The organism is Croceibacterium segetis (assembly GCF_011320115.1).
Taxonomy (GTDB): domain Bacteria; phylum Pseudomonadota; class Alphaproteobacteria; order Sphingomonadales; family Sphingomonadaceae; genus Croceibacterium_B; species Croceibacterium_B segetis.
On sequence record NZ_JAANOZ010000013.1, the window covers coordinates 20,100 to 44,090 of the forward strand.

Here is a 23,991-nt window from a genome sequence, read left to right on the forward strand (position 1 = left end):
GTCTTTCACGCGGAACTGGCGGTGGCCGGGGGCTTTAGGGTAGCCGGAAGGCAGCGGCAAGCAGGAGGCGAATCGTGCAGACAAGCAAGCTGGGCAAGAACGGGCCCGAAGTCTCGGCGATCGGGCTCGGCTGCATGGCCATGTCGGGCCTCTACGGCCCGGCCGACCGCGGGGAGGCGATTGCCACCATCCACGCCGCGCTCGATGCCGGGATCGACCTGATCGATACCGGCGACTTCTACGGCATGGGCCACAACGAGATGCTGATCGGCGAGGCGCTCAAGGGCGTCCCGCGGGAGAGCTACAAGCTGTCGGTCAAGTTCGGCCCGCTGCGCGATCACGGCAGCGGCTGGAACGGCTACGATGCGCGACCGATCGCGGTGAAGAACTTCCTCGCCTACACGCTGCAGCGCCTCGGCGTCGATTACATCGATATCTATCGCCCCGCGCGACTCGATCCCAACGTGCCCATCGAAGACACCGTCGGGGCGATCGCCGAATGCATCGAGGCCGGCTGGGTGCGCCATGTCGGCCTGAGCGAGGTTGGGTCCGAGACGCTGCGCCGAGCGAGTGCGGTGCATCCGATCAGCGACCTGCAGATCGAGTATGCGCTGACCACCCGCAACATCGAGCGCGCCGTTCTGCCGGCCTGCCGCGAGCTCGGCATCGGTCTCACCGTCTATGGCGTGTTCGGCCGCGGGCTGCTGACCGGCGGCTGGCAACCCGGCGCCGGCGCTCCCGGCGACTTCCGCCACCACGCGCCTCGTTTCCAGGGCGAGGCAGGACTCAAGAACCTCGACGTCGCGGCCGAAATTGCGCGGGTTGCGCAAGGTTTCGGCATGACCGGTGCGCAAGCGCTGCTCGCGTGGGTGCTCGCTCAGGGTAACGACATCGTGCCGCTGGTCGGCGCGCGCCGGCCGAGCCGGGTGACCGAAGCCGTCGAAGCGCTCGAGCGCGGGCTGGGCCGGGATCAGCTCGCCGAGCTGGAAGCGGCAATCCCGCCCGACGCCGTGGAGGGCGAGCGCTATGCCGCGGCGCAGATGGCGATGCTCGATTCCGAACGCTAGGCGAGCGCCTGGAGCAGCTCGTCCTTGCGGTAGGGTTTGGCGAGCATCCGGTCTTCCGGCTTCTTCCATCCGGCGTCGTCATTGAGCCCGGTGGCGAAGATGATCTTCAAGGTGGGTATCAGTTCGCGGGCCTCTTCGGCCAGCTGCCAGCCGTCGATTTCGCCGGGCATGCGGATGTCGGTGAACAGCACATCGAAACTCTGGTCGCGACGCAGAATCACCAGGGCCTCATCGCCGCTCCCGGCCGCGGTGACGTCATGCCCGGCGTCGGTCAGGTCCTCGAACGCCAGCTCCCTGACCAGCATCTCATCCTCGACGAGCAGAATTTTCGCCATTTTCCGCTTGTCTTTCCTCATCTTGCGAAACGGCCGGTAACTGCACGCTACCGGTGCTAACTGGCAATCGTTAGCAGGAATTTGTTCCCCCGTCCCGGAACATGAGGGTATGCCCAGCGGAACCAACGGCAGTTGCCTGAGTTGGTTCCAAGGTCGGAGGCACGAGCCCGGTCGTGAGGGAAACGGGGATTCATTGGCATCCGCAGTGCGCCCATTCGGCCTCACGCCTTCGGCTGCCCACGCCACTGTGCTGCTCCCTGTCGGCTTGCCGCATGCCGCCCTCGCTCAGGAAATCGAACCCTCCGGCGGATGTCGATCGAGGACTTGCAGGACATCAATGTCTCGTCGGTCGGCAAGACCGACATGCCGTTGAGCGACGCGGCGCCGCGATCTCGCCTGCCAAGATGCTGGCAGAGTCGTTGGGCGGCCTCTGAGGGTTCGTTCGGGCGCTAGTCCGCAGTGGCGAGACGAATATCGCCATCGCGGCCGTAAGGATCGTCATGAAAGACGATTTCGCCGCCACCGGCTGGAAGGGCGGTGAGGTAGGTGACATAGATCGGCACCGGCTTGGCCAAAGGCACTTTCTCTTCCGGCGCGGCATTGGCCGGGATGGGGACGTCCATCAGCCAGCGGTGCATCTTGGCGGCGTCTTCCATCCGGATGCAGCCGTGACTTAGCTGGCGCGCATCTTCCTTCATCAGCTGTTTGGCGGGCGTGTCATGAAGGTAGATGCCCTTCGGATTGGGGAATTCGAACTTCACCTTGCCCATGAAGTTCTCGCCGCCGGGAAGCTGGCGTACGTGGACTTGTCTCTGCCCGTCACGCACGGCCTGCCAGTCGACTGCCTTGGGATCGAGCACCGGTGCGTTGTCGTCCCAGTCGGCGAGCACCTCGTAGCCGTGACTCTTGAGGTAACGGGTCCCGTATTTCAGGACGTTCGGAGCCAGCTCGTTCTGGGTGATGTCGTTGGGAACTTCCCAGTAGGGGTTCTCAATTGCCCAGCGGATCCAGCCGGCCATCATCGGCGTCTCGCCGAGCTTCTGATTGCCGACGACGACCTTCATCGTATCGACGACCTTGTCGCCGTCGTACATCCATAGCCGCGCGCTCGCCGCATCGACGAGGATGTGCTTGCCCTTCGGCATCGCCGGGATCGCCCGCACCCGCTCGAGGTTCGCGGCGATCACCTGCTTCTCGCCGGGCGAATAGCGCGGGTCGTCTAGCGCCTTGCGCAGCGGCGCATAGAACGGGCTCATCCAGCCCATCGAATCGACGTAGGCCTCAAGCGAAGGGGCGTTAGCGGCCGCTTCGAGAGCCGCACGAGCGCTCGGCGCCGAAGGGCCGAGCTCAGCGTTTTCGTAAAGCATGTCGGCGTGCGCAGCGCCGCGCATCGCCCTCACGTAATCGACGAAAGCCTCTGACAGCGCCAGTTCGGCGTGGGCCAGGTCGCTCGGGCTACCCTCGCGGGCGCGCTCGAGCTGCTTTCCCAGCTTGTCGAGATTGAAATGCTCGGGATCCACTCCGTCGCGGTCGGCCGTGCGCATCCGAAGCCACAGCATTGTCGCCGCGCCCGACGGACGGTCGAACTCGTCCAGCCACAACGGGGCGTTCCCACGCGCTGCGTAGAACGCACGCACGTCCTTGCCGGCATGATCGCCGATCTCGCGGCGGACTTGCGCCGCCAAGCCGCCGTTGCCCGCTTCGTCACGCCATTCGCGCTCTTGGGCAAAAGCCGCCTGCGGCAGCGGCGCGATGAGCGCCGCTGCCAGGGCCGGAAGTACGAAACGCAGCATGCGTTCCTCGGCAATCGATGTCATGCTGCGTTCCGTGCCCCCTGTTATGCTTAGCCGCGCTCGCCGGTGTAGCTCGACGACGACGTCGGCTGAACAACCGGTCCGCCCGAATAGTACTGGCCGTTACGGATGTAGCCGTCGACGCAGCCGTCGTTATTCGAGTCGGCCCAGACCGCGCCGGCAAGACCGCCGACAGCCGCGCCGATCAACGCGCCGGCCGGAACGCTTAGGCCACCGGTAATCGCACCGACGCCGGCGCCCAGCACCGCACCGCCCGCCGCACCGACCGCCGCCGAACCGCCAACCGACGGGCAGCTGGCCGGAGTCGCCGAGGTGTTGGCATAGCCCGGTTCGCCCGGATAGTATTGGCCATTGTAAACATAGCCATCGGCCACGCCGTCATTGTTGCGGTCGGCCCACACGGCTCCCGCGAGACCACCGACGGCCGCGCCGATCGCCGCACCGGTGAGCAGGCTGCCGCCGGTAAGCGCGGCGACGCCGGCCCCGCCCGCAGCACCAACAGCGGCACCCGTGCCGACCGAAGCCAGCGTGTTGTCGTTAGGCGTCGAGGCACAAGCGGACAGAGGCAACGCTGCCGCCGCCATCAATGTAATCACAGCTTTATTCATGATGCTTCTCCTAGAAGCGCCATCGGCTGCGGCTAACCGCCCCTCAGGCACACGGATTGGCCTCCCTTGTTTGCAAACGACTCCTCACGGGCACAGTTCCTTTGGCCTGCAAACCTGCGACGAGCCGCCCCGTTGCTGCGTCGATCCGACGGGTTAACTATGCTCATCTAGGCCTCCAAGTGAAGTCGGTGCGCAGCGTGAAGTCTATCGGGTTATTTGCGGAGTCGCGCGCCGGACGGAACCGGAAACGCTGCTCGACCAGCTGGCAAGTCTCGCGGTCGATGATCGCGTAACCGCTCGAGCGGACGGTGCTGCACCGATCGACGCTGCCGTCGCGGCGCACGCGGAAGCTGATCAACACCGTCCCCGCGGCACCTTGCGGCAAGCCGGCGCGGCGATAGTCCGCGTCGGTCAGCGCGCCGGCGATGTGCACCGGCGGTGTCGCCCCGCTGCCGCTGCCCCCGCCGCTGCCACCCGAACCGGTGCCGTTGCCCTGCCCTCCTCGTCCCGCCCCGCTGCCGGCGGCCGCGCCGGCGCCGCTGGCGGACTGGCTGCCGGCATCGATTGCGGGCTCCGCCGGGGTCGTCTTGGGCAGCGGGCGCGGCGGATTGGGCGGCGACGGCGCCTTAGTCGCGCCGCGACTCGGCGGGGCCGAAGCGCCAGCCGGCCTGGTCACGGCCGGCGGTGGCGGGGGCGGAGGCGGGGTTATGTCGAATGTCGACAGGCCGGGCCCGCGCAGCAGCGGGGGCGCCACATCGCGCGAGAGCGTGAGCAGCAGAGCGAGCAGCAGGCCGTTAATGCCCACCGCGACGGCGAGGCCGATCGCCCGGTTCCGGTTATCGAGCAGCTCGAAGGCCATCGCGCACCTGCGCTCCCGCGTGGAGACAATGCACGTCCGCGGGGCGGGGTCCCGGGGTGGAGACGGCGCGCCCTTGCGGTGCGACCGGATGCCTCTAGTCTCGAGGCGAATCGAATGATCGGGGAGGATGAAATGAATAGGAGATCGTTGGCGGTATCGCTTGGCCTCGGCGCCGCATTGGCGCTCGCGCCGGCCGCGCAGCTCGCCGCGCAGGGACCCAGTGCCCAGGCGCTCGCCGACCGGGCCGTGATCGAGGACCTGCTCACGCGCTATTACAACAATTTCGGCGGCGGCGTCGAAAGCAAGGTCGGCGAGTTCTACGCCGAGGACGGCGAGATGATCCTCGGGCCGACCCACTACAAGGGCATCGAGGCCATCAAAGGCGCCTATGCAGCTGTCCCGGCGAGCGCGCCGCAGCGCAGCGCTTACGCACTCAACATCTTGATCAACAACATGCTGGTGACGGTCCACGGCGCCACCGCGACGGCGCGACTGGTGTTCACCGAGACGATCACCGAGAAGCAGGGCGAAGCGCCGAAGATCCTCACCCAGGGCCGCGAGTTCGACCACCTGGTCAAGCGCAAGGGCCGCTGGCTGATCGCCAGCCGCCAGATCATGGGTGCCAAGGGTGAGCCGGAAGGCTGGCAGGACTGAGCTTTAAAGGCTTTTCAAGGGCTTCGGCGTAATGACCGTGCCGAAGGGGAAGCCGACCGTGCACCGCCGAAAACGATTCCCATGGCTCGCGCTCGCCGGGGCGGCGCTGTTCGCGTGCGGATTCGCGGTGGCGAACCGGTTCCAGCTGACGAACGGCGTGCTCTATCGCTGGGCCGCGCACGACGTGACCCACGCGGTGAGCAACTTCGCGCTGCTGGCGGTCCAGGCGGCGGCGTTGCTCGGCGCGATCGTCCTGCTGGGCCGGCGCCTGTTCACCCTCGCCATGGCGCTCGCCTTCGTCTCGATCCTCGTCAACCTCAGCTACGGCCAGACGACCCGTGCGCCGATCGACATCGGCACGATCGCCTGGATGGCGGCGGAGACGCGCCAGGCCGGCAACGTCGCCGGCGAGTTCGCCACGCCGCTGTTGCTGGCGGGCGCGCAGGCGGCGGCCGCGATCGCGCTGTTCGTCGCCGCGCGGGCCGTGCTGCTGCGACGCCGCATGACCACTCGTTCGCCTCGCCTGGCGAGTGCATGGGGGCTCCTGGTGCTGCTCGCGCCCAGCCTGCTGGCGATCCCCCTCGGCATCCCGGCCAACGCCGCCGAGCGCAACGTCTATTCGCTCGGGTTCGAGCTGGCCGAGGCCGATCCGCCGCCGCCGCGCGCGGCGGTCGAGCTCGTGCCGCAGGTCGCGGGAACCCCGCGGCACATTGTCTGGCTGGTCGACGAAAGCGTCGCCTACGCGGAGTTCGAACGGCTGATCGCGCCCAGGCTGGCGCCGTATCATCCGGTGGACTTCGGCATGGCCGCCTCGCTCGCCAACTGCAGCGCGCCGTCGAACCTCGCGCTCCGCTCGGGCGTCGAGGTTCGCCGGGCGGGCCCACGCACCGACTTGCGCCGCACGCCGTCGATCTGGGGCTATGCCCGAAAGGCCGGCTACCGCACCATGATGATCGACGGGCAGACGAGCGGCGCGCCGCAGAATTTCCTGCTGCCGCCCGAACGCGCCCTGATCGACGAGATCGACAGCGCAGCCGGCGGGATCGACACCGACGTCAAGATCGCCGGCCGGCTCAACCGCCAGCTGCGCAGCCCGGAGCGCACCTTCACCTACGTCGTGCTGCGCGGGGTGCACTTCCAGTACAAGGACCACTTCCCCGCCGGGATGATTCCGGCAGGCAGCCCCGAGATAGTCCAGTACCGCACCGCGCTGGGCTTTTCCAAAGGGCGCTTCTTCGACCGCCTGCTGGACGGCGTCGACCGCTCGCAGGTGGCGGTGGTCTACCACTCCGACCACGGCCAGAACCTCACCCCCGGCAAGTTGCCGCACTGCAGCGCGGACCGGGCGCCGGCGGAGTACGAAATCCCGCTGCTGGCGTTTCTGCCTGACGCTCTGCGGGTGCGATACGCAACCGCGCCGACCAGCGGCCATTCGGCGAGCCAGGTATTCCCAACGCTGCTCGAATGGATGGGCTACGACTCCGCCGCCGTGCAGCGGCGCTACGACAACGACCTGACCGGCGAGCCCGCTCGCTACGTCCGCTTCGGCCGCGATGCGTTCCCGCTCAAGGCCGGCGACAGCGCCGACGTCACCGCATCGGGCAAGTTCCCCGGGGCCTGAGCGTCAGGCCGCCACGTCCTCGGCATCGAGCCCGTAAGCGGTGTGCAGCACGCGCACCGCGAGCTCGGTCTCGTCCTCGTCGATGAGCACGCTGACCTTGATTTCGCTGGTCGAGATCGCCTGGATATTGATCCCGCGATCGGCGAGCGCCTTGAACATCGTCGCGGCAACGCCGGCGTGGCTCTTCATGCCGACGCCGACGACGCTGATCTTGGCGACCTTGCTGTCGGTGATCACGCGGTTGAAGCCGATCTCCTCGCGCTTGTCCTCCAGCAGCGCTTGGGCGCGCGCCAGGTCGGCCTGCGGCACGGTGAAGGTCACGTCCGTCTCGCCCTTCTCGCGGCCGACGTTCTGGATGATCATGTCGACGTTGATCGAGGCCGCCGCGAGCGGCGAGAAGATGTGCGCCACCGCGCCGGGCTTGTCGGGCACGCGGGTGAGCACGATCCGCGCCTCGTTCTTGTCGTGGGCGATGCCGGTGACCAGCTGGCGTTCCATGTCGCTACCTTCCATGATCTGGGCCATTTCCTCGTCCGAGACGATCATCGTGCCCGGCAAGTCGTCGGCCGGCGGGGCGTCGTCGTCGATGAAGCTCGACAGCACCTGAACCCGCACGCCTTCCTTCATCGCCAGGCTGACCGAGCGGGTCTGCAGCACCTTGGCGCCGACCGAAGCCAGCTCGAGCATTTCCTCGTACGTCACGTACTTGAGCTTCTGCGCGCGGGCGACGATCCGGGGGTCGGTCGTGTAGACCCCGTCGACGTCGGTGTAGATGTCGCAGCGGTCGGCCTTGACCGCCGCGGCGATGGCCACCGCAGAGGTGTCCGAGCCGCCACGGCCGAGCGTCGTTATGCGGCCGTCGTCCGCGATACCCTGGAAGCCGGGGACAACGGCGATCTCACCCGCCTGCATGGCGGAGATCATCGCCGCCGAATTGATATCGGCCACCCGCGCCTTGGCGTGCGCGCCTTCGGTGTGGACCGGGATCTGCCAGCCGAGCCATGAGCGCGCCTTGCAGCCCATCGCCTGCAGCGTCAGCGCCAGCAGCCCGGCGGTGACTTGCTCGCCGCTGGCGACGACCACGTCGTATTCGGCCGGATCGTACAGCGGGTTGGCCTCACGGCAGAAGTTTACCAGCCGGTCGGTCTCGCCGGCCATCGCGCTGACCACCACGGCGACTTCGTGCCCCGCCGCCTGCTGCTTGCGCACGATCTGCGCGACGCGGCGGATGCGCTCGGTGCCGGCCATCGAAGTGCCGCCGAATTTCATCACGATCCGCGCCACGTGAACGTCTTCCCCTGCTGGTCCAAAGTCTCGCGCGCTGTTAGGGACGCGCCATGCCCGATGCAACTGTAACAGCGGCAACCATCCGGCCCGGCGAAGCCGAGCATTTCGGCCGCCTGGCGCACGATTGGTGGGACCCCAAGGGGCCCTCGGCGATGCTTCACAAGATGAACCCGCTGCGACTCGCCTTCCTGCGCGAGGCCGTCGACAGCCATTGGGACGGCGACCCCGCGAGCACGAGGCCGCTCGCCGGCAAGCGCGCGCTCGACGTGGGCTGCGGCGCCGGATTGCTGGCCGAACCGCTCGCCCGGCTCGGCGCCGAGGTGACCGGGGTCGACGCGGCGGAAGAGAACGTAGCCGTCGCCAAGGCGCACGCGGCTGGATCGGGCCTGGCGATCGATTACCGCGCGGGCGAGCTGGCCGCGCTCGGTCTCGGCCGGTTCGACCTCGTCACCGCGATGGAAGTGCTCGAGCATGTCGCCGACAAGCCCGCGTTCCTCGCCGAACTGGCAGGTCACCTCGCGCCCGGCGGATTGCTCGTCCTGTCGACACCAAACCGCACGCCGCAATCGCGCTTGCTGATGGTCGGCCTCGCCGAAGCCATCGGCGCGATCCCCAAGGGCACGCATCACTGGGACGATTTCGTCACCCCGCACGAATTGCGCGAATCGTTGGCCGACGCCGGACTAATAGCGGGTACGCTCAAGGGGATAACCTTGTCACCGCTGAAGGGCCTGCAGCTGTCGGACGACTTGTCACTCGACTGCCTCGTCATCGCGAAACACGCATAGGCGATGAGCACCACCGAACTGAAAGTGCGCCTGCTAGGCGGCGGCGATGCAAGCCAGGGCTTCGGACGAGGTGCGGCTGCTGCGCACGCTGATTGCCGCGGTCGACAACGCCGAAGAGGTCACCGAGCCGCCCAAGGCGTTCGGCTTGCGCGCGTTCGGCGATCCAAGCGGAGAAGTCGCCCGCCGTGAGATCGACGCCCCGGCGCTCGATGTGCTGCTCGTCGCGGAAATCGACACGCGGCTGGCCGGGGCCGACTACGACGGACATGCCGAAACCACCGGCCTGTGCCAGGAAGCCGAACTGATCGGCCGCTACCGCGCCTGACCGAGCGACTCTTGCCACGCGTCGGCATCGAAGCCGACGAGCAGCCCTTCGGAATACTCGACCACCGGCCGCTTGATCGCGGAGGGATGCGCCTGCATCAGCGCGACGGCCTTCTCCGCGTCGAGATCGGTCTTGTCGGACTCGGCGAGCTGGCGAAAAGTCGTGCCGCGGCGATTGAGCACTGTCTCCCAGCCCTTCGCGGCGACCCACGCGCGCAGCTTGGTCGGATCGGCCCCCTCCTTCTTGTAATCGTGGAAGGTGTAGCCGACGCCTTTCGCGTCGAGCCAGGCGCGCGCCTTCTTGACCGTGTCGCAGCCGGGAATGCCGTAGAAATCGATCACGGGCCTTCCTTGCGGCTGAAGCGGTGAACCCGCGGGTGCTTGCAGGCGAACAACGTGTAGTCTTCATAGAACTCGCTGCGCCCGCGCGATTGCACCGCGCTGTGCTCGGCGACCCTGCGCCATGCCAGCGCGGCGTTCTCGTCTTCCCATTCCGACAACGCGATGACCTCGTCGTCATGCGAAACGTAGGACTTGAAGGAAATGAAGCCGGGCTGCCGTTGCGCCAGTTCCTCCATCAGGTCGGACGCGGCGCCGTAGGCCGCGTGATCGATATCGGCGCGTTTGCGGTTGCGGAACACGACCAGGAACATCAGCTACTTCCTCTCAGATGGGCATCGGCAATCGCCACCGCGAGCGCGTCTGCGGCGTCGGGGCCTTCGATTCTCGCGCCCGGCAGCAGCACCTTGAGCATCGCCTGCACTTGCGCCTTCTCCGCCCCACCGGTACCGACCACTGCCTTCTTGACCAGCCGCGCGGCGTGCTCTGCCACCGGCAGGCCGGCGCGTCCGCAAGCAGCAAGCACTGCGCCGCGTGCCTGCGCCAGTTTTAGCGTCGATTGCGGGTTCTTGTTGAGGAACACTTCCTCGGCCGCCGCGCGGTCCGGCGAGTACGTTCCGATCACCGTATAGACCGTATCGTGCAGGTGATGCAGCCGCTCGGCGATCGGCGCCTTGGCGTCGGTGGCGATCTGTCCGTTGGCGACGTGCATGAGCCGCGATCCTTCCGCGCGCACGATCCCCCAGCCGGTGCAGCTGAGCGAGGGGTCGAGGCCGAGGATCAGCATGAGTCGATGATCAGCCGATCTTCTCCATCACGGCGTCGGAGACCTCGTAGTTGCCCCACACGGTCTGGACGTCGTCGTCGTCCTCGAGCGCGTCGACCAGCTTGAACAGCGTCTGCGCGTCGCCCTCGGCGACCTCGACCGAAAGATTGGGCTTCCAGCCGAGCTTGACGTTTTCCGCTTCGCCTAGGCTGCTTTCGAGCGCCTTGGCGACCTCGTGCAAGGCTTCCATGTCGGTCCAGATGATGTGGCCGTCCTCGTCGCTTTCGACGTCGTCGGCGCCGGCGTCGATCGCCGCTTCGAGGACCTTGTCCTCGTCGCCCGCGCCGACCGGGTACTCGATCATCCCCTTGCGTTCGAACCCGTGGCTGACGGCGCCGCTGGCTGCGAGGTTGCCGCCGTTCTTGGAGAACGCCGTGCGCACGTTGGTGGCGGTGCGGTTGCGGTTGTCGGTCAGCGCCTCGACGATCAGTGCGACGCCGCCCGGACCGTAGCCCTCGTAGCGGATCTCTTCGTAGTCGTCGGCATCGCCCATGCTCGCCTTGTCGATCGCGCGCTGGATGTTGTCCTTCGGCATCGAGGCGGCCTTGGCGTTGTTGACCGCCAGCCGCAGGCGCGGATTCATGTCCGGATCGGGCATGCCGGACTTGGCCGCGACGGTGATTTCGCGCGAAAGCTTGGAGAACATCGCCGAGCGCTTCTTGTCCTGCGCGCCCTTGCGATGCATGATGTTCTTGAACTTGGAATGGCCGGCCATGGGGTCGCTTCGTTCCCGTCTTCAATTCTCGATTTCAGGGGGCCCATTAGCCGCATGACCGGCCAAGTCACAAGCCCGGGCTTGGCCCGCTGGATCCCCGGCGAATGGCGCGCCTTCGCGGCGTTCCTGAGCCGCCCCGTGCTGCCCCAGCATATGACGGGCATCCGCCTGACCGCCTTGGGTGCGACGCTGCGATTGTTCGCGCTCGACCTGCTGGTGATGGCGCTGCTGATCGGGATCGCCTGGCTCACCTCGAAACTGGGTTACCACCTGCCCGAGAACGCGATCGACAAGCTCGACCTGGGCCCGGGGTGGCTGCTGCTGATCATCGTCGTCCTGCCGATCGGCGAGGAGCTCGCCTTTCGCGCCTGGCTGTCGGGCCGACCGGGTCATGTGACGGCGATCGCCGTGCTCGCCGCCGCGGCGGCGCTGGCGTTCCTTTCCACTCCGCAGGCTTACCCGATCCTCGCGGCCGGCAGCTTGATCATCGGCATCGTCCTTGCGATCGGGCTGCTGTTCTGGCTCCGCCACCATCCACCGTTCCCGTTCTTCAGCCGTCATTTCCCGTGGTTCTACTTCGCCGGCGCCGTGGTGTTCGCCGCGGCACACCTGGGAAATTACGACGGGGCCGCGCTCGCCCTGCTGCCGCTGGTGATCCCGCAGTTGCTCGTCGGGCTGATCCTCGGTTACGCCCGCGTCACCTACGGCCTGTGGTCCGACATGCTGCTGCACATGCTGCACAACGGGCTGCTGATCGGCCTCGTCGTGGTCGAGAAGAGCATGGGCGGCTAGAGCAGCCGCTGCCACCAGCCGACGTCGCGCCAGCCGCCCATTTTCCAGCCGACTTCGCGGTAGACGCCGACCGGCGTGAACCCCATCGCCTCGTGAAGGCCAATGCTGGCCGCGTTGGGCAGCGCGATGCCGGCGAAAGCAGCGTGACAGGTTTCGCTGAGGCGCTCCAGCAGTTCGGCGTAGAGGGCGCGGCCGACGCCCTGTCTGCCGTGCGCCGGGTCGACGTAGACCGCCACGTCGCAAGAGCTGTCGTAGGCGGCGCGAGTGCGGTGCGGCGAGCCGTAGGCGTAGCCGACGACCGTGCCGTCGAGCTCTGCCACCAGCCACGCGTGGCTGGCACTGTACTCGGCGATGCGTCGGGCCATTTCGGCTACATCGGGCGCGTCGAGCTCGAAGCTTATCCAGCTGTCTTCGACGAACGGCGCGTAGATCGCGGCGCACCTCGCCGCGTCCTCGGGCCTTGCCGGGCGAACGGCCGCCGTCAGGAGCGTGCCCTAGCCATTGACCACCGTTCCTCCGTTCGGATGCAGGACCTGGCCCGACATATAGCTCGAATCCTCGCAGGCGAGGAAGAGGAAGGACGGCGCAACCTCGTTTGGCTGGCCCGGGCGCCCCATCGGCGTGTCCTCGCCGAAATGCTCGACCTTCTCGGGCGGTGAACCGCCGCAGGGATTGAGCGGGGTCCAGATCGGGCCCGGCGCGACGGCGTTCACGCGGATGCCCTCCTTGACCAGGTTCTCGCTCAGCGAGCGGGTGAAGGCGGTGATCGCGCCCTTGGTGGCGCTGTAGTCGAGCAGGCCGGGCGAGCCCTGGTACATCGTCACGCTGGTGGTGTTGATGATCGCCGCCCCCTTCTGGAGATGCGGGCGGGCGGCCTGGACGAGATAGAACATCGAGAAGATGTTGGTCTGGAAGGTGCGCTGCAGCTGCTCGGCGGTGATGTCCGTGATGTCCTTGTCGGGGTGCTGCTCGCCGGCGTTGTTGACCAGCACGTCGAGCCGGCCCCACTTGTCGATCACGCCCTGGACGACCTTCCTGCAGTGCTCGGGATCGCCCAGGTCCCCGGAGAAACACTCGGCTTCGCTGCCTTCCTGCTCGATCGCGTCCATCGTCATGTGGGCGTCGTCGGTTTCCGAGAGATAGGCGATCGCGACTTTCGCCCCCTCGCGGGCGAACAGCACCGCGGTCGCCCGGCCGATGCCGCTGTCGCCGCCGGTGACCAACGCGACCCTGCCTTTCAGCCGCCCGGACCCGGGATAGCGCGGCTCCCAGTCGGGCAGCGGATCGAGCTTGCGCTCGTGCCCGGGAAGCTTGGGTTCTTCGTCGATCGGCTCGACGTGGCCCTTTTCGATCGTCTGGGTGTCATCGGTCATGGCGCAATTCCTTTCGCCAAAATCAATGAGCAGGCCCCCGCTGCGTTCCGTCAACCGAGGCCGAGCGCGGCCTTGTAGGTATCGAGGATCGCTTCCATTTCCGCCCGGTCGTCGGGCTTCATCTTACGCAGGCGGACGATCTGGCGCATGATCTTGGCGTCGTAGCCGACCGCCTTGGCCTCGGCGTAGACGTCGCGGATGTCGTCGGCGATGCCCTTCTTTTCTTCCTCGAGGCGTTCGACGCGCTCGATCAGGAGGCGCAGGCGGTCGTCGGTGGTCTCGGCCATTTAGAAGCTCCGGCAAATCGGTGAGAATCGGTTGAGAGGCTGATAGCGGCGCCACCGGAGCGGGTGAACCGGGTGGAAAACTTTTCCTTAGGTGCCCGGGTTTCGCGCCAGGCTTTGCTCCATCCGGGCTATCTGCTCGGGCGTCGCCTGGCCCTGGAACTGGGCCTTCCACTCCTCCATCGGCATGCCGTGGATCAGCTCGCGCGCGGCGGCCTTGTCGCCCTCGTAGCCGCCCTCGCGGATCCAGTCGGCGAGGCAATTGCGGCAGAACCCGGCGAGCCCCATCAGCTCGATGTTTTCGGCGTCGTGGCGGTGGCGCAAGTGGCGCACCAGGCGGCGGAAAGCGGCGGCGGCGACGGCATCGGGTAGCGCGTCGAGCGGGTCGGCGGTTGCAGTCATCGGTGCATGTGTCCTTGTCTTGTCGCGCGGCTCTGGCATAGGCCCTGCCCGATGGCAAAGCCGCACATGCCCAAGCTCGACCCGCGCCGGCGGAAGATCAAGATCCTCGCCACGATCGGGCCGGCGAGCCGCGATCCCGACATGCTGCGCCGCCTGTGGCGCGCCGGGGCCGACGCCTTCCGCATCAACCTGAGCCACGGCGATCACGAGACCCACGCCGCGGCGATCGCCGCGATCCGCGCGCTCGAGCGCGAGCTCGGCCGCCCGATCGCGATCCTCTGCGACCTGCAGGGGCCCAAGCTGCGCGTCGGCACCTTCAAGGGCGGCGAGGCGCGCATTCCCCACGGGGCACGCTTCACACTCGACCGCAACGAGACGCCGGGCGACGAAACGCGGGTGTTCCTGCCGCACCCCGAGCTCTTCGCGGTGCTCGGCAAGGGCCAGCGGCTGCTGATCAACGACGGCAAGATCCGCCTGCGGGTGGAGAAAGCCAGTCCCCAGGCGATCGTCTGCACCGCCGAGATCGGCGGGGTCATCTCCGACAAGAAGGGCGTCAACGTGCCCGACGCCGAAGTGCCGATCCCGGCGCTGACCGACAAGGACCGCCGCGATCTCGCCTTCGCGCTCGAGCACGGGGCCGACTGGATCGGCCTCAGCTTCGTCCAGCGCCCCGACGACCTCGCGGAGGCGCGCAAGCTGATGAACGGCAAGGGCGCGCTGTGCGCCAAGATCGAAAAGCCGATGGCGGTGACCCGGCTCGACGAGATTCTCGAGCTGGCCGACGGGGTGATGGTTGCCCGCGGCGACCTCGGCGTCGAGCTCAATCCCGAAGAAGTGCCGCCGCTGCAGAAACGCATCGTGCTCGCCGCGCGCAGCCTCGGCAAGCCGGTGATCGTGGCGACGCAAATGCTCGAATCGATGATCGAGAGCCCGCAGCCGACCCGCGCCGAAGTCTCCGACGTCGCCAACGCGGTATATGACGGCGCCGACGCGGTGATGCTTTCGGCCGAGACCGCGGCGGGGATGTGGCCCGAGGAATCGGTCGCCATGATGGATCGCATCGCGGTGCAGGTCGAAAACGACGAGAGCTACGGCGCGCGCGTTCACTTCCACCAGACGATCCCCGACACCACCACGGCCGACGCGATCAGCCATGCCTGCATGACCATCGCCGAGACGCTACCGATCAAGGCGGTGGTGGTGTTCACCGATTCCGGTTCGACCGCGCGCCGCGTCGCCCGCGAACGGCCGAAGACCCCGCTGATGGTGCTGACGCCCTCGACCCGCACGGCCCGCCGCGCCACCCTGCTGTGGGGCGCGCACGCGGTGACAACGCGCGACATCGGCAGCTTCGAGGAGATGGTCGCCAAGGGCAAGCGCATGGCGCTGCGCCATGGTTTCGCGGAGGCGGATTCGCGGCTGATCATGGTCGCCGGCGTGCCGTTCGGCGTGCCCGGCGCGACCAACCTGCTGCACGTCGTGCGGTTGAGCGGCGACGAACTCGAAGGCCACTACGCCGAAGCGCCACCGGCCGACCGAACAGGGTGACACTTTACGGACCTTGTCACCCTGAGTGTCGCCTGGCCGTTCGTTGTTTTTCAAGCAGTTTGTCGCGAAAAGGCGACAAGGCGACGGGTGACACCTTGCGCGCGAAACAGGCCTTCGCGTTGTGCGCGCGGTCGGCACGTTCGAAGCTAGCCAAAGCGAGCGCATAATCGAACAAAAGCAGAACACTCGCTTGTAGGAAAGCGATTTCTTCGGGCTAACGGCGGGACATTGGAGCCCTCCCCTGAGGGCCAGAGTTGGTCGGGGGCTCCACGCCAGTGGCAGACGCGCGGCTTGGCCGCCTCCCCAAATGAATTCGCCCTAAGACCGCGCCGCGCTCTCCAGCCGCGCACGCGCCTCGGCCTCGCCGATCAGCGGTAGCAGCGCCTTCATGTCGGGGCCGGAATCGCGCCCGGTGAGCGCCAGGCGCAGCGGGTGGAACAGGTCCCTGCCCTTGCGCCCGGTCGCCGCTTTCAGAGCGTTCGTGAGCGCGTGCCACGGGTCGTCCGACCAGGCGAGCAAGCGCGCCGCCTCGCCCAGATAGGCCCGGTCCTGGTCTGATAGCTGCGGCACTTCGACGGGTCCGGTGACCACCGCCCACCAGTCGGCCGCTTCGCCGACGTGCGCGAGGTTCGGGCGGATCGCCAGCCAGCCGGCTTCGCTCATGCCCGCCGGCAGGCGGTGCTTCACCTGCGCGTAGTCCATCTGGTGGACCAGCGCGGCATTCAGCCGCTCGAGCTCGGCCTCGTCGAACCGTGCCGGCGCGCGGCCGAAGTGGGCGAGGTCGAAACTCTCGACCAACACGGCACGATCGGCGATCGGCTCGACCGGCTCCGAAGTGCCGAGCCGCGCGAGGAGCGCAACCACCGCCTCGGGCTCGATCCCGCGCGCGCGGAAGGCGTCGCAGCCGAGCGAGCCGAGGCGCTTCGAGAGCTTGCCCTCGCTGCCGACCAGCAGCGCCTCATGGGCGAAGCGCGGCGGCTTCGCACCGAGCGCAGTGAACATCTGGAGCTGCAGCGCGGTGTTGGAGACGTGATCCTCGCCGCGCAGAACGTCGGTGACGCCCATCTCGATGTCGTCGACGGCGCTCGGCAGCATGTACAGCCACGAGCCGTCGGCGCGGCGGACGACCGGGTCGCCAAGCTGCGCCGCCTCGAAGTGCTGGACCCCGCGAATCCCGTCGAGCCACTCGATCGTCTCGGCGTGGTCGAGCTTGAAACGCCAGTGCGGCGCCACGCCGGTGGCCTCTTTCGCCGCGCGCTCGGCGTCGCTGAGCGCGAGCGCGGCGCGGTCGTAAATCGGCGGCAAGCCGCGCCCGAGGCGAACCTTGCGCATGAGGTCGAGCTCCTGCGCGGTCTCGTAACAGGGATAGACCCGGCCGTCGGCGCGCAGCCGCTCGAACGCCGCCTCGTAGTGGCCGAGCCGCGCCGACTGCCGCTCTTCGGCGTCAGCCTCCAGCCCAAGCCAGGCGAGGTCCGCGCGGATCGCCTCGACATACTCCTCGCGGCTGCGCTCGGCATCGGTGTCGTCGATGCGCAGCACGAAACGGCCGCCGGCCCTTTCCGCCAGCAGCCAGTTGTGCAGCGCCGTGCGGATATTGCCGACATGCAGCCGGCCGGTCGGCGACGGGGCGAAGCGAGTGACCACGGTCATGCCGGGCGCCCTACCCGAGAGCGCCCGCCATGGCGAGACTTCAGGCAAGCTCCCTGAGCGAGGCCGGATCAAAGTCGCGCAACTCGTCGGTGCGCGCATGGCGCACCTTCTCCACCCAGTCGGGATCGGACAGCAACGCGCGGCCGACCGCGATGAGATCGAACTCGCCGCGCTCCATCCGCGCGACCAGCCCGTCGAGGCTCGCCGGACGCGAGCTTTCGCCGCGGAAGGCGCCGCCGAACTCGCCCGACAGCCCGACCGAGCCGACGCTGATCGTCGGCACCCCGGTGACCTTCTTCGCCCAGCCGGCGAAATTGAGGCCCTCCTCGCCGTCGATTTCGGGGAACTCGGGCTCCCAGAAGCGGCGCTGCGAGCAGTGCAGGATGTCGACGCCGGCATCTACCAGCGGTTGCAGCCATTGCTCCATTTCCTGCGGGGTCGACGCGAGGCGCGCGGTGTAATCCTGCTGCTTCCACTGGCTGACGCGCAGCAGGATGGGATAACCGGGCCCCACGGCCGCGCGCATCGCGGCGATCACCTCGGCAGCGAAGCGCGCGCGCTCGGCGATCGTCGCGCCGCCGAAGCGGTCGGTGCGACGGTTGGTGCCGGACCAGAAGAACTGGTCGATCAGGTAGCCGTGCGCGCCGTGGATCTCGAGCGTGTCGAAACCGAGCGCCTTGGCGTCCGCCGCGGCGCGGGCGAAGGCGGCGACGGTGTCGGCGATCGCTTCCTCGCTCATCGGCTCGCCGGCCGGCTGATCCGGAGCGTTGAGGCCGGAGGGAGTGTCGAGCGGGCCGGGCTGGAATTCCGGCTCGTGTGAGGCCACCCCACCGGTGTGCCAGATCTGCGGGCCCATCTTGCCGCCGGCCTGGTGGACGGCTTCGATGACCCCGCGCCAGCCGCCGAGCGGTTCTTCGCTATGGAACAGCGGGATGTGCGGCATGTTGCGCGACGCCGGACGGCGAACGACCGTGCCTTCGGAGAGGATCAGCCCGACCCCGCCGGCGGCCCGGCGCCGGTAGTATTCGGCGTTCTTCGGGCCCGGCACGCCGTCGGGCGCCATGTTGCGCGTCATCGGTGCCATGACGATGCGGTTGGGCAGCACGAGGTTGGGCGAGGCGAACGGCTGGAACAGGACGTCGGTGGCGGTCATGGGGAGCTCCGGTTGGATCGTTTGCGCCAAGCTGGGGTTCGCGGCCCGGCGAACAAGGCGACTTTCCGGCGGTAAAGTTAATCCTCCCGCGCCGAGAAGCTATTGCGAGAACAGCAGCAACGAGTGGCCGCCGCCGGCGATCAGGATCCCGTTCTGCGGCGTGCGTTCCACCGTCTGCGCGGTGTCGAGAGCGCGCATGACGTCCGCTAACCGCGCCGGAGCAGCGATCAGGCACACGGGCGGCGGCGGCTCCCCGGGTCGCGGCGGCGGGGATGGCGGCGAGAAGACGATCGTCCCGCCCGCGATGCGGTAGCGGCGTGCCTGGAGCGCGCAAATCGGCTCCCACCATAGCCGCTCGCTGTCGCCCTTGAGGGCGAGACCGTAAGGCTCGTTGAAGTCCGCCCCGTCGATGCCGGCGACGCGCCAGTCGCCGGCGAGGCTCGTCACCTGCGGGGCTACGGGGCGCGGCGACGATGCGGCGGTTGCCTCCCCCGTATCGGCCGGGAGCGGCGGAGCGGAATCGGTCGGCCGGCAACTCGCCAGAGCGGCGGCCAGGGCCATGAACGCGACCGGGAAACCTCGCATGGTCGCCGCGCCCCGGTCCGTCAGCGCTACTTCTGCCGCTTGGCGGTGAATTCCTCGCCGCCTTGTCCCGCCACGTCGCGCTTGAACTTGATCTCGTCGGCGGAGACGATCTGTCCGGTATAGGTGATCGCCAGCTTCTGGTCCTGGTAGGTCAGGTTCTCGACGAAGGTCACCTTGTCGCCATCGACCGTCCCGGTCAGGTCGGATTCGCCGATATTCGACTTGCTGTGGCCGGTGAGCGTCCCGCCATCGACTTTGAAAGTGTAGGTATAGGTCTGCTGGCCGACCTGGCTGTCGAAAGAGGTCGTCCAGGTGCCGTTGATGTCGGCCGTCGGGGCGGCGGCGACGGCCGCGGACGGGATGGCCGCCACGCCGGCGGTGGTGACGACTGCGGCGGCGAGCAGCAAGGCGATCGATTTCATGGATGGGCCCTCCCCTGGGTGTGTCTTGGCGCGCAGCTTAGCGCCGGACGAGGGATTCGCCAGCCGCTTCGCTCCGCCAAATGAAAAGCCCCGCCGGATCGCTCCGGCGGGGCTGTTCTTTCCGTGCGAGAGCGCGGCGCTTACTCTTCGAGGTCGCCGCCTTCTTCGACCGTGCCTTCGGGCTCGGCCTCGATCGTCTCGTCGCTCGCCATCAGGTAATCGCCAGCGTCGGCGTCGGTGCCGTGGGTCTCGCCCTCGACCGCCGCCAGCGCATCGTTGCCGATGTCGTCGGCGGGATCGCGCAGCTTCTCGGCGGCACGCTCTTCCTCCGCCGAGTTGGCGGCGATGAGCGCTTCCTGGGCCTTGCGCCACGAGGCGCGCAGCGCCGCGTCGCGGCTGTTGGCGGTGACCCGCAGGCGGTTCATGCCCGCGCCGGTGCCGGCGGGGATGAGACGGCCGACGATCACGTTCTCCTTGAGGCCGATCAGCGTGTCCTTCTTTCCTTCGACCGCCGCCTGCGTGAGCACGCGGGTGGTTTCCTGGAAGCTGGCCGCCGAGATGAACGAGCGCGTCTGCAGGCTTGCCTTGGTGATGCCGAGCAGGACCGGGTTGCCGCTGGCGGGCTTCTTGCCCTTCGGCAGCAGAGCGTTGATCTCGTGCATCTCCTCGTAGTCGAGCTGCTCGCCCGGCAGCAGCGTGGTGTCGCCGCCGTCGGTAATCTCGACCTTCTGCAGCATCTGGCGAACGATCACCTCGATGTGCTTGTCGTTGATCTTCACGCCCTGGAGCCGGTAGACTTCCTGGATCTCGTTGACGAGGTACTCGGCGAGCGCCTCGACCCCCATCACTTCCAGAATGTCGTGCGGGTTCGGGCTGCCCGAGATCAGCGTGTCGCCCTTCTTGACGAAGTCGCCTTCCTGGACGTCGATCACCTTGGTCTTGGGCACCAGGTACTCGACCGGATCGCCCTCTTCCGGGATGATCGCGATCTTGCGCTTGGCCTTGTAGTCGCGGACGAACTCGATCCGGCCGCTGATCTTGGCGATGACCGACACGTCCTTCGGCATGCGCGCCTCGAACAGCTCGGCCACCCGCGGCAGACCGCCGGTGATGTCGCGCGTCTTGGCCGCCTCGCGCGTGGCACGCGCGAGAATGTCGCCGGCCTCGACGTGCTGGCCGTCCTCGACGGAGAGCGTGGTGCCCGGGGCCAGCATGTAGCGCTGGGCCTCGGTTTCCTCGCCCTTCTTGCCGCCCGATTCCTCGCCCAGAAGGGTCATGCGCGGACGCAGGTCTTCCTTCTTGGAACGGCCCATCGAGCGGTTCTCGGTGACGACGCGCTGGGCGATGCCGGTGGCTTCGTCCACCCGCTCTTCCATCGTCTTGCCTTCGATCAGGTCCTGATAGCGGACCACGCCCGACTGCTCGGTGATGATCGGCAGGGTGAACGGATCCCACTCGGCCAGGCGATCGCCTTCCTTCACCTTGGCGCCGTCCTTGAACATCAGCACGGTACCGTAGGGCACGCGGTGGATCGCGCGCTCACGGCCCTCGGCGTCGACCACCACCATCTCGCCGTTGCGGGCGAGAGACAGCTGGCGGCCGCGCTTGTCCTTGATTGTCGGCATGTCGCGATAGACGATCTTGCCGTCGCTGATCGCTTCGAGGTGGCTGGTCTCGTTGACCTGCGCCGCGCCGCCGATGTGGAACGTCCGCATCGTCAGCTGGGTGCCCGGCTCGCCGATCGACTGCGCGGCGATCACGCCGACAGCCTCGCCGATGTTGACCGGGGTGCCGCGCGCGAGGTCGCGCCCGTAGCACTTGGCGCAGACGCCCTGCTCCGCTTCGCAGACCAGCGGCGAGCGGATCTTGGCCGACTGCACTTCGGCTTCCTCGATCGCCTTGACCATCGGCTCGTCGAGCAGCGTGCCCGACTTGACGACGACCTCGCCGGTCTTGGCGTTGACCAGGTCTTCCGCGGTGGTGCGGCCGAGGATGCGCTCACCGAGCGACGCGATGACCGAGCCGCCCTGGATGATGGCGCGCATCTCCAGCGCCCGTTCGGTGCCGCAGTCCTCGACGATCACGACGCAGTCTTGCGACACGTCGACCAGGCGGCGGGTCAGGTAGCCCGAGTTCGCCGTCTTGAGCGCGGTGTCGGCCAGGCCCTTGCGGGCGCCGTGGGTCGAGTTGAAGTACTCGAGGACGGTGAGGCCTTCCTTGAAGTTCGAGATGATCGGGGTCTCGATGATCTCGCCCGAAGGCTTGGCCATCAGCCCGCGCATGCCGGCGAGCTGCTTCATCTGCGCCGGCGAGCCGCGCGCGCCCGAGTGGCTCATCATGTAGATCGAGTTGATCGGCTTCTGCCGCCCGGTCTCGTCCTTGGGAGCCGCGCGGATCTCGTCCATCATGGCGTTGGCCACCTGGTCGCCGCAGCGGCTCCAGGCGTCGATCACCTTGTTGTACTTCTCCTGCTGGGTGATGAACCCGTCCTGGTACTGCTGCTCGTAGTCGGCCACGAGCGCCTTGGTCTCCTCGACCAGGGGGACCTTCGAGTCCGGGATGATCATGTCGTCCTTGCCGAACGAGATGCCGGCCTTGAAGGCGTTGCGGAAGCCGAGCGCCATGATCGCGTCGGCGAACAGCACCGTGTCCTTCTGCCCGGTGTGGCGATAGACCTGGTCGATGACGTCGCCGATCTCCTTCTTGGTGAGGAGGCGGTTGACGACGTCGAACGGCACCGTGTGGCTCTTCGGCAGGCACTCGCCGATGAGCATGCGGCCCGGGGTCGTGTCGACGCGGAGCATGAACTCGTTGCCCTGCTCGTCGGTCTGCGGGACGCGGGTGGTGATCTTCGAGTGCAGGGTGACCGCGCCGACGTGAAGCGCCTGGTGCACTTCGTCGATGTCGGCGAGGATCTTGCCTTCGCCCGGCTCGCCTTCGCGGTCCATCGACAGGTAGTACAGGCCGAGGACCATGTCCTGCGAAGGCACGATGATCGGCTTGCCGTTGGCCGGGCTGAGGATGTTGTTGGTGCTCATCATCAGCACGCGCGCTTCCAGCTGCGCCTCGAGGCTCAGCGGGACGTGCACGGCCATCTGGTCGCCGTCGAAGTCGGCGTTGAAGGCCGAGCAGACGAGCGGGTGCAGCTGGATCGCCTTGCCTTCGATCAGCACCGGCTCGAACGCCTGGATGCCGAGGCGGTGGAGCGTCGGCGCGCGGTTGAGCAGGACGGGGTGCTCGCGAATGACTTCGTCGAGGATGTCCCAGACTTCCTTGCGCTCCTTCTCGACCCACTTCTTGGCCTGCTTCAAGGTCATCGAAAGACCCTTGGCGTCGAGGCGGGCGTAGATGAACGGCTTGAACAGCTCGAGCGCCATCTTCTTCGGCAAGCCGCACTGGTGCAGCTTGAGCTCCGGCCCGGTGACGATCACCGAACGGCCCGAATAGTCGACGCGCTTGCCGAGCAGGTTCTGGCGGAAGCGGCCCTGCTTGCCCTTGAGCATGTCAGACAGCGACTTGAGCGGGCGCTTGTTGGCGCCGGTGATCACGCGGCCGCGGCGGCCGTTGTCGAACAGCGCATCGACGGCTTCCTGCAGCATGCGCTTTTCGTTGCGGACGATGATGTCCGGCGCGCGCAGCTCCATCAGCCGCTTGAGGCGGTTGTTGCGGTTGATCACGCGGCGGTAGAGGTCGTTGAGGTCCGAGGTCGCGAAGCGGCCGCCGTCGAGCGGCACGAGCGGGCGCAGCTCCGGCGGAATGACCGGGATCACGTCGAGGATCATCCATTCGGGGCGGTTGCCCGAATCGATGAAGCTTTCGACGACCTTGAGCCGCTTGATGATCTTCTTCGGCTTGAGCGCCGACTTGGTCTCGGACAGCTCCTGGAGCAGCGTCTCGCGCTCCGATTGCAGGTCGAGATCCATCAGCATCAGCTTGACGGCTTCGGCGCCGATGCCGGCGGTGAAGCTGTCCTCGCCGTATTCGTCCTGCGCGTCGAGCAGCTCGTCCTCGGTGAGGAGCTGGAACTTCTCGAGCGGGGTCAGGCCGGGCTCAGTGACGATGTAGCTTTCGAAGTACAGCACGCGCTCGAGCTGCTTCAATTGCATGTCGAGCAGCAGGCCGATGCGCGAGGGGAGGCTCTTGAGGAACCAGATGTGCGCGACCGGCGCGGCGAGCTCGATGTGGCCCATGCGCTCGCGGCGGACCTTGGTCACGGTGACCTCGACGCCGCACTTCTCGCAGACGACGCCCTTGTACTTCATGCGCTTGTACTTGCCGCACAGGCACTCGTAGTCCTTCACCGGGCCGAAGATGCGCGCGCAGAACAGGCCGTCACGCTCGGGCTTGAACGTGCGGTAGTTGATCGTCTCCGGCTTCTTGATCTCGCCGAACGACCAGCTGCGAATGCGCTCGGGCGACGCGATCCCGATCTGGATCTGGTCGAAGGTCTCCGGCTTGGCGAGCTGGTTGGTGAATTTGCTGAGTTCGTTCATTTTTCTTGTCCCTTACGGGTGAATTTCCTGGGGCTGCGGTAGGCGGCGGCGG

At 67.5% G+C, this 23,991-nt stretch carries 25 protein-coding genes; 7 read left to right on the forward strand and 18 right to left on the reverse strand.

The window, feature by feature from the left end:
* Window positions 1–74: 74 nt before the first annotated feature.
* Complete coding sequence (locus G7B69_RS13445; RefSeq protein ID WP_166180129.1) at window positions 75–1,067, forward strand: aldo/keto reductase; 993 nt, start codon at window positions 75–77, stop codon at window positions 1,065–1,067.
* On the opposite strand, the gene G7B69_RS13450 is transcribed toward G7B69_RS13445, so the two are convergent.
* From G7B69_RS13450 to G7B69_RS13465, 4 genes are all read right to left on the reverse strand, one after another.
* Complete coding sequence (locus tag G7B69_RS13450; RefSeq protein WP_166180131.1) at window positions 1,064–1,402, reverse strand: response regulator; 339 nt, start codon at window positions 1,400–1,402, stop codon at window positions 1,064–1,066. The two genes, G7B69_RS13445 and G7B69_RS13450, sit on opposite strands and share 4 nt — an antisense overlap.
* A gap of 449 nt (window positions 1,403–1,851) precedes the next feature.
* The gene (locus tag G7B69_RS13455) at window positions 1,852–3,219 is read right to left on the reverse strand and encodes a L,D-transpeptidase family protein (RefSeq protein WP_166180133.1); all 1,368 of its coding nucleotides are present in this window, start codon (window positions 3,217–3,219) and stop codon (window positions 1,852–1,854) included.
* Between the two features lie 26 nt (window positions 3,220–3,245).
* Window positions 3,246–3,824 carry a glycine zipper domain-containing protein gene (locus G7B69_RS13460; RefSeq protein ID WP_166180135.1) on the reverse strand — a complete coding sequence of 193 codons (579 nt, stop codon included), beginning with the start codon at window positions 3,822–3,824 and terminating at the stop codon, window positions 3,246–3,248.
* A gap of 163 nt (window positions 3,825–3,987) precedes the next feature.
* Window positions 3,988–4,683 carry a TonB family protein gene (locus tag G7B69_RS13465; RefSeq protein ID WP_166180137.1) on the reverse strand — a complete coding sequence of 232 codons (696 nt, stop codon included), beginning with the start codon at window positions 4,681–4,683 and terminating at the stop codon, window positions 3,988–3,990.
* Window positions 4,684–4,830: 147 nt separating this feature from the next.
* On the opposite strand from G7B69_RS13465, the gene G7B69_RS13470 reads away from it, so the two are divergent.
* Window positions 4,831–5,337 carry a nuclear transport factor 2 family protein gene (locus G7B69_RS13470; RefSeq protein ID WP_166180139.1) on the forward strand — a complete coding sequence of 169 codons (507 nt, stop codon included), beginning with the start codon at window positions 4,831–4,833 and terminating at the stop codon, window positions 5,335–5,337.
* 31 nt (window positions 5,338–5,368) lie between these two features.
* On the forward strand, window positions 5,369–6,958 hold the full coding sequence (locus G7B69_RS13475; RefSeq protein WP_166180141.1) for a sulfatase-like hydrolase/transferase: 1,590 nt from the start codon (window positions 5,369–5,371) through the stop codon (window positions 6,956–6,958).
* A 3-nt stretch (window positions 6,959–6,961) separates the two neighbouring features.
* On the opposite strand, the gene G7B69_RS13480 is transcribed toward G7B69_RS13475, so the two are convergent.
* Window positions 6,962–8,242, reverse strand: a complete 1,281-nt coding sequence (locus G7B69_RS13480) for an aspartate kinase (protein ID WP_166180143.1) — start codon at window positions 8,240–8,242, stop codon at window positions 6,962–6,964.
* 53 nt (window positions 8,243–8,295) lie between these two features.
* Between G7B69_RS13480 and ubiG the strand changes: the two genes are divergently transcribed.
* Window positions 8,296–9,033, forward strand: coding sequence for a bifunctional 2-polyprenyl-6-hydroxyphenol methylase/3-demethylubiquinol 3-O-methyltransferase UbiG (gene ubiG / locus G7B69_RS13485; protein WP_166180145.1), 738 nt, complete (start codon window positions 8,296–8,298; stop codon window positions 9,031–9,033).
* A gap of 46 nt (window positions 9,034–9,079) precedes the next feature.
* Window positions 9,080–9,358, forward strand: a complete 279-nt coding sequence (locus tag G7B69_RS13490; RefSeq protein ID WP_166180147.1) for a hypothetical protein — start codon at window positions 9,080–9,082, stop codon at window positions 9,356–9,358.
* On the opposite strand, the gene G7B69_RS13495 is transcribed toward G7B69_RS13490, so the two are convergent.
* From G7B69_RS13495 to G7B69_RS13510, 4 genes are read right to left on the reverse strand one after another with little or no spacing between them, the layout of a single operon-like run.
* Window positions 9,346–9,699, reverse strand: a complete 354-nt coding sequence (locus G7B69_RS13495) for an arsenate reductase (RefSeq protein WP_166180149.1) — start codon at window positions 9,697–9,699, stop codon at window positions 9,346–9,348. The genes G7B69_RS13490 and G7B69_RS13495 overlap by 13 nt on opposite strands.
* Window positions 9,696–10,010, reverse strand: coding sequence for an antibiotic biosynthesis monooxygenase family protein (locus G7B69_RS13500; protein WP_166180151.1), 315 nt, complete (start codon window positions 10,008–10,010; stop codon window positions 9,696–9,698). The genes G7B69_RS13495 and G7B69_RS13500 overlap by 4 nt, the downstream gene beginning before the upstream one ends.
* Window positions 10,010–10,483, reverse strand: a complete 474-nt coding sequence (gene ruvC / locus G7B69_RS13505) for a crossover junction endodeoxyribonuclease RuvC (protein WP_166180153.1) — start codon at window positions 10,481–10,483, stop codon at window positions 10,010–10,012. The genes G7B69_RS13500 and ruvC overlap by 1 nt, the downstream gene beginning before the upstream one ends.
* A 10-nt stretch (window positions 10,484–10,493) precedes the next feature.
* A complete protein-coding gene (locus G7B69_RS13510; RefSeq protein WP_166180155.1) occupies window positions 10,494–11,237 on the reverse strand; it encodes a YebC/PmpR family DNA-binding transcriptional regulator in 744 nt (247 codons plus the stop codon).
* Between the two features lie 54 nt (window positions 11,238–11,291).
* Between G7B69_RS13510 and G7B69_RS13515 the strand changes: the two genes are divergently transcribed.
* Entirely contained in the window at window positions 11,292–12,029 is a 738-nt protein-coding gene (locus G7B69_RS13515) for a CPBP family glutamic-type intramembrane protease (RefSeq protein ID WP_166180157.1), read from the forward strand.
* Here G7B69_RS13515 and G7B69_RS13520 read toward each other — a convergent pair.
* The 4 genes from G7B69_RS13520 to G7B69_RS13535 all read right to left on the reverse strand — a co-directional run bounded on the left by G7B69_RS13520 (window position 12,026) and on the right by G7B69_RS13535 (window position 14,088).
* Window positions 12,026–12,514, reverse strand: a complete 489-nt coding sequence (locus G7B69_RS13520) for an arsinothricin resistance N-acetyltransferase ArsN1 family B (RefSeq protein WP_166180257.1) — start codon at window positions 12,512–12,514, stop codon at window positions 12,026–12,028. The genes G7B69_RS13515 and G7B69_RS13520 overlap by 4 nt on opposite strands.
* A 9-nt stretch (window positions 12,515–12,523) precedes the next feature.
* The gene (locus G7B69_RS13525; RefSeq protein ID WP_166180160.1) at window positions 12,524–13,402 is read right to left on the reverse strand and encodes an SDR family oxidoreductase; all 879 of its coding nucleotides are present in this window, start codon (window positions 13,400–13,402) and stop codon (window positions 12,524–12,526) included.
* A gap of 50 nt (window positions 13,403–13,452) precedes the next feature.
* On the reverse strand, window positions 13,453–13,689 hold the full coding sequence (locus G7B69_RS13530) for a DUF2312 domain-containing protein (protein WP_166180162.1): 237 nt from the start codon (window positions 13,687–13,689) through the stop codon (window positions 13,453–13,455).
* A gap of 87 nt (window positions 13,690–13,776) precedes the next feature.
* Complete coding sequence (locus tag G7B69_RS13535; protein WP_166180164.1) at window positions 13,777–14,088, reverse strand: DUF1244 domain-containing protein; 312 nt, start codon at window positions 14,086–14,088, stop codon at window positions 13,777–13,779.
* Between the two features lie 51 nt (window positions 14,089–14,139).
* On the opposite strand from G7B69_RS13535, the gene pyk reads away from it, so the two are divergent.
* The gene (gene pyk / locus G7B69_RS13540; protein ID WP_243415181.1) at window positions 14,140–15,636 is read left to right on the forward strand and encodes a pyruvate kinase; all 1,497 of its coding nucleotides are present in this window, start codon (window positions 14,140–14,142) and stop codon (window positions 15,634–15,636) included.
* Between the two features lie 318 nt (window positions 15,637–15,954).
* Here the strand turns inward: pyk and gltX are convergent, their stop codons facing one another.
* From gltX to rpoC, 5 genes are all read right to left on the reverse strand, one after another.
* Window positions 15,955–17,286, reverse strand: coding sequence for a glutamate--tRNA ligase (gene gltX / locus G7B69_RS13545; RefSeq protein WP_166180166.1), 1,332 nt, complete (start codon window positions 17,284–17,286; stop codon window positions 15,955–15,957).
* Window positions 17,287–17,326: 40 nt separating this feature from the next.
* Entirely contained in the window at window positions 17,327–18,439 is a 1,113-nt protein-coding gene (locus G7B69_RS13550; protein WP_166180168.1) for an NADH:flavin oxidoreductase, read from the reverse strand.
* 99 nt (window positions 18,440–18,538) lie between these two features.
* Window positions 18,539–19,024 (reverse strand): hypothetical protein, encoded by a 486-nt coding sequence (locus tag G7B69_RS13555; protein ID WP_166180170.1) that lies wholly within the window; start codon window positions 19,022–19,024, stop codon window positions 18,539–18,541.
* 26 nt (window positions 19,025–19,050) lie between these two features.
* Window positions 19,051–19,446, reverse strand: a complete 396-nt coding sequence (locus G7B69_RS13560; protein ID WP_166180172.1) for a hypothetical protein — start codon at window positions 19,444–19,446, stop codon at window positions 19,051–19,053.
* Between the two features lie 140 nt (window positions 19,447–19,586).
* A complete protein-coding gene (gene rpoC, locus G7B69_RS13565; RefSeq protein ID WP_166180174.1) occupies window positions 19,587–23,939 on the reverse strand; it encodes a DNA-directed RNA polymerase subunit beta' in 4,353 nt (1,450 codons plus the stop codon).
* Between the last annotated feature and the right edge of the window lie 52 nt (window positions 23,940–23,991).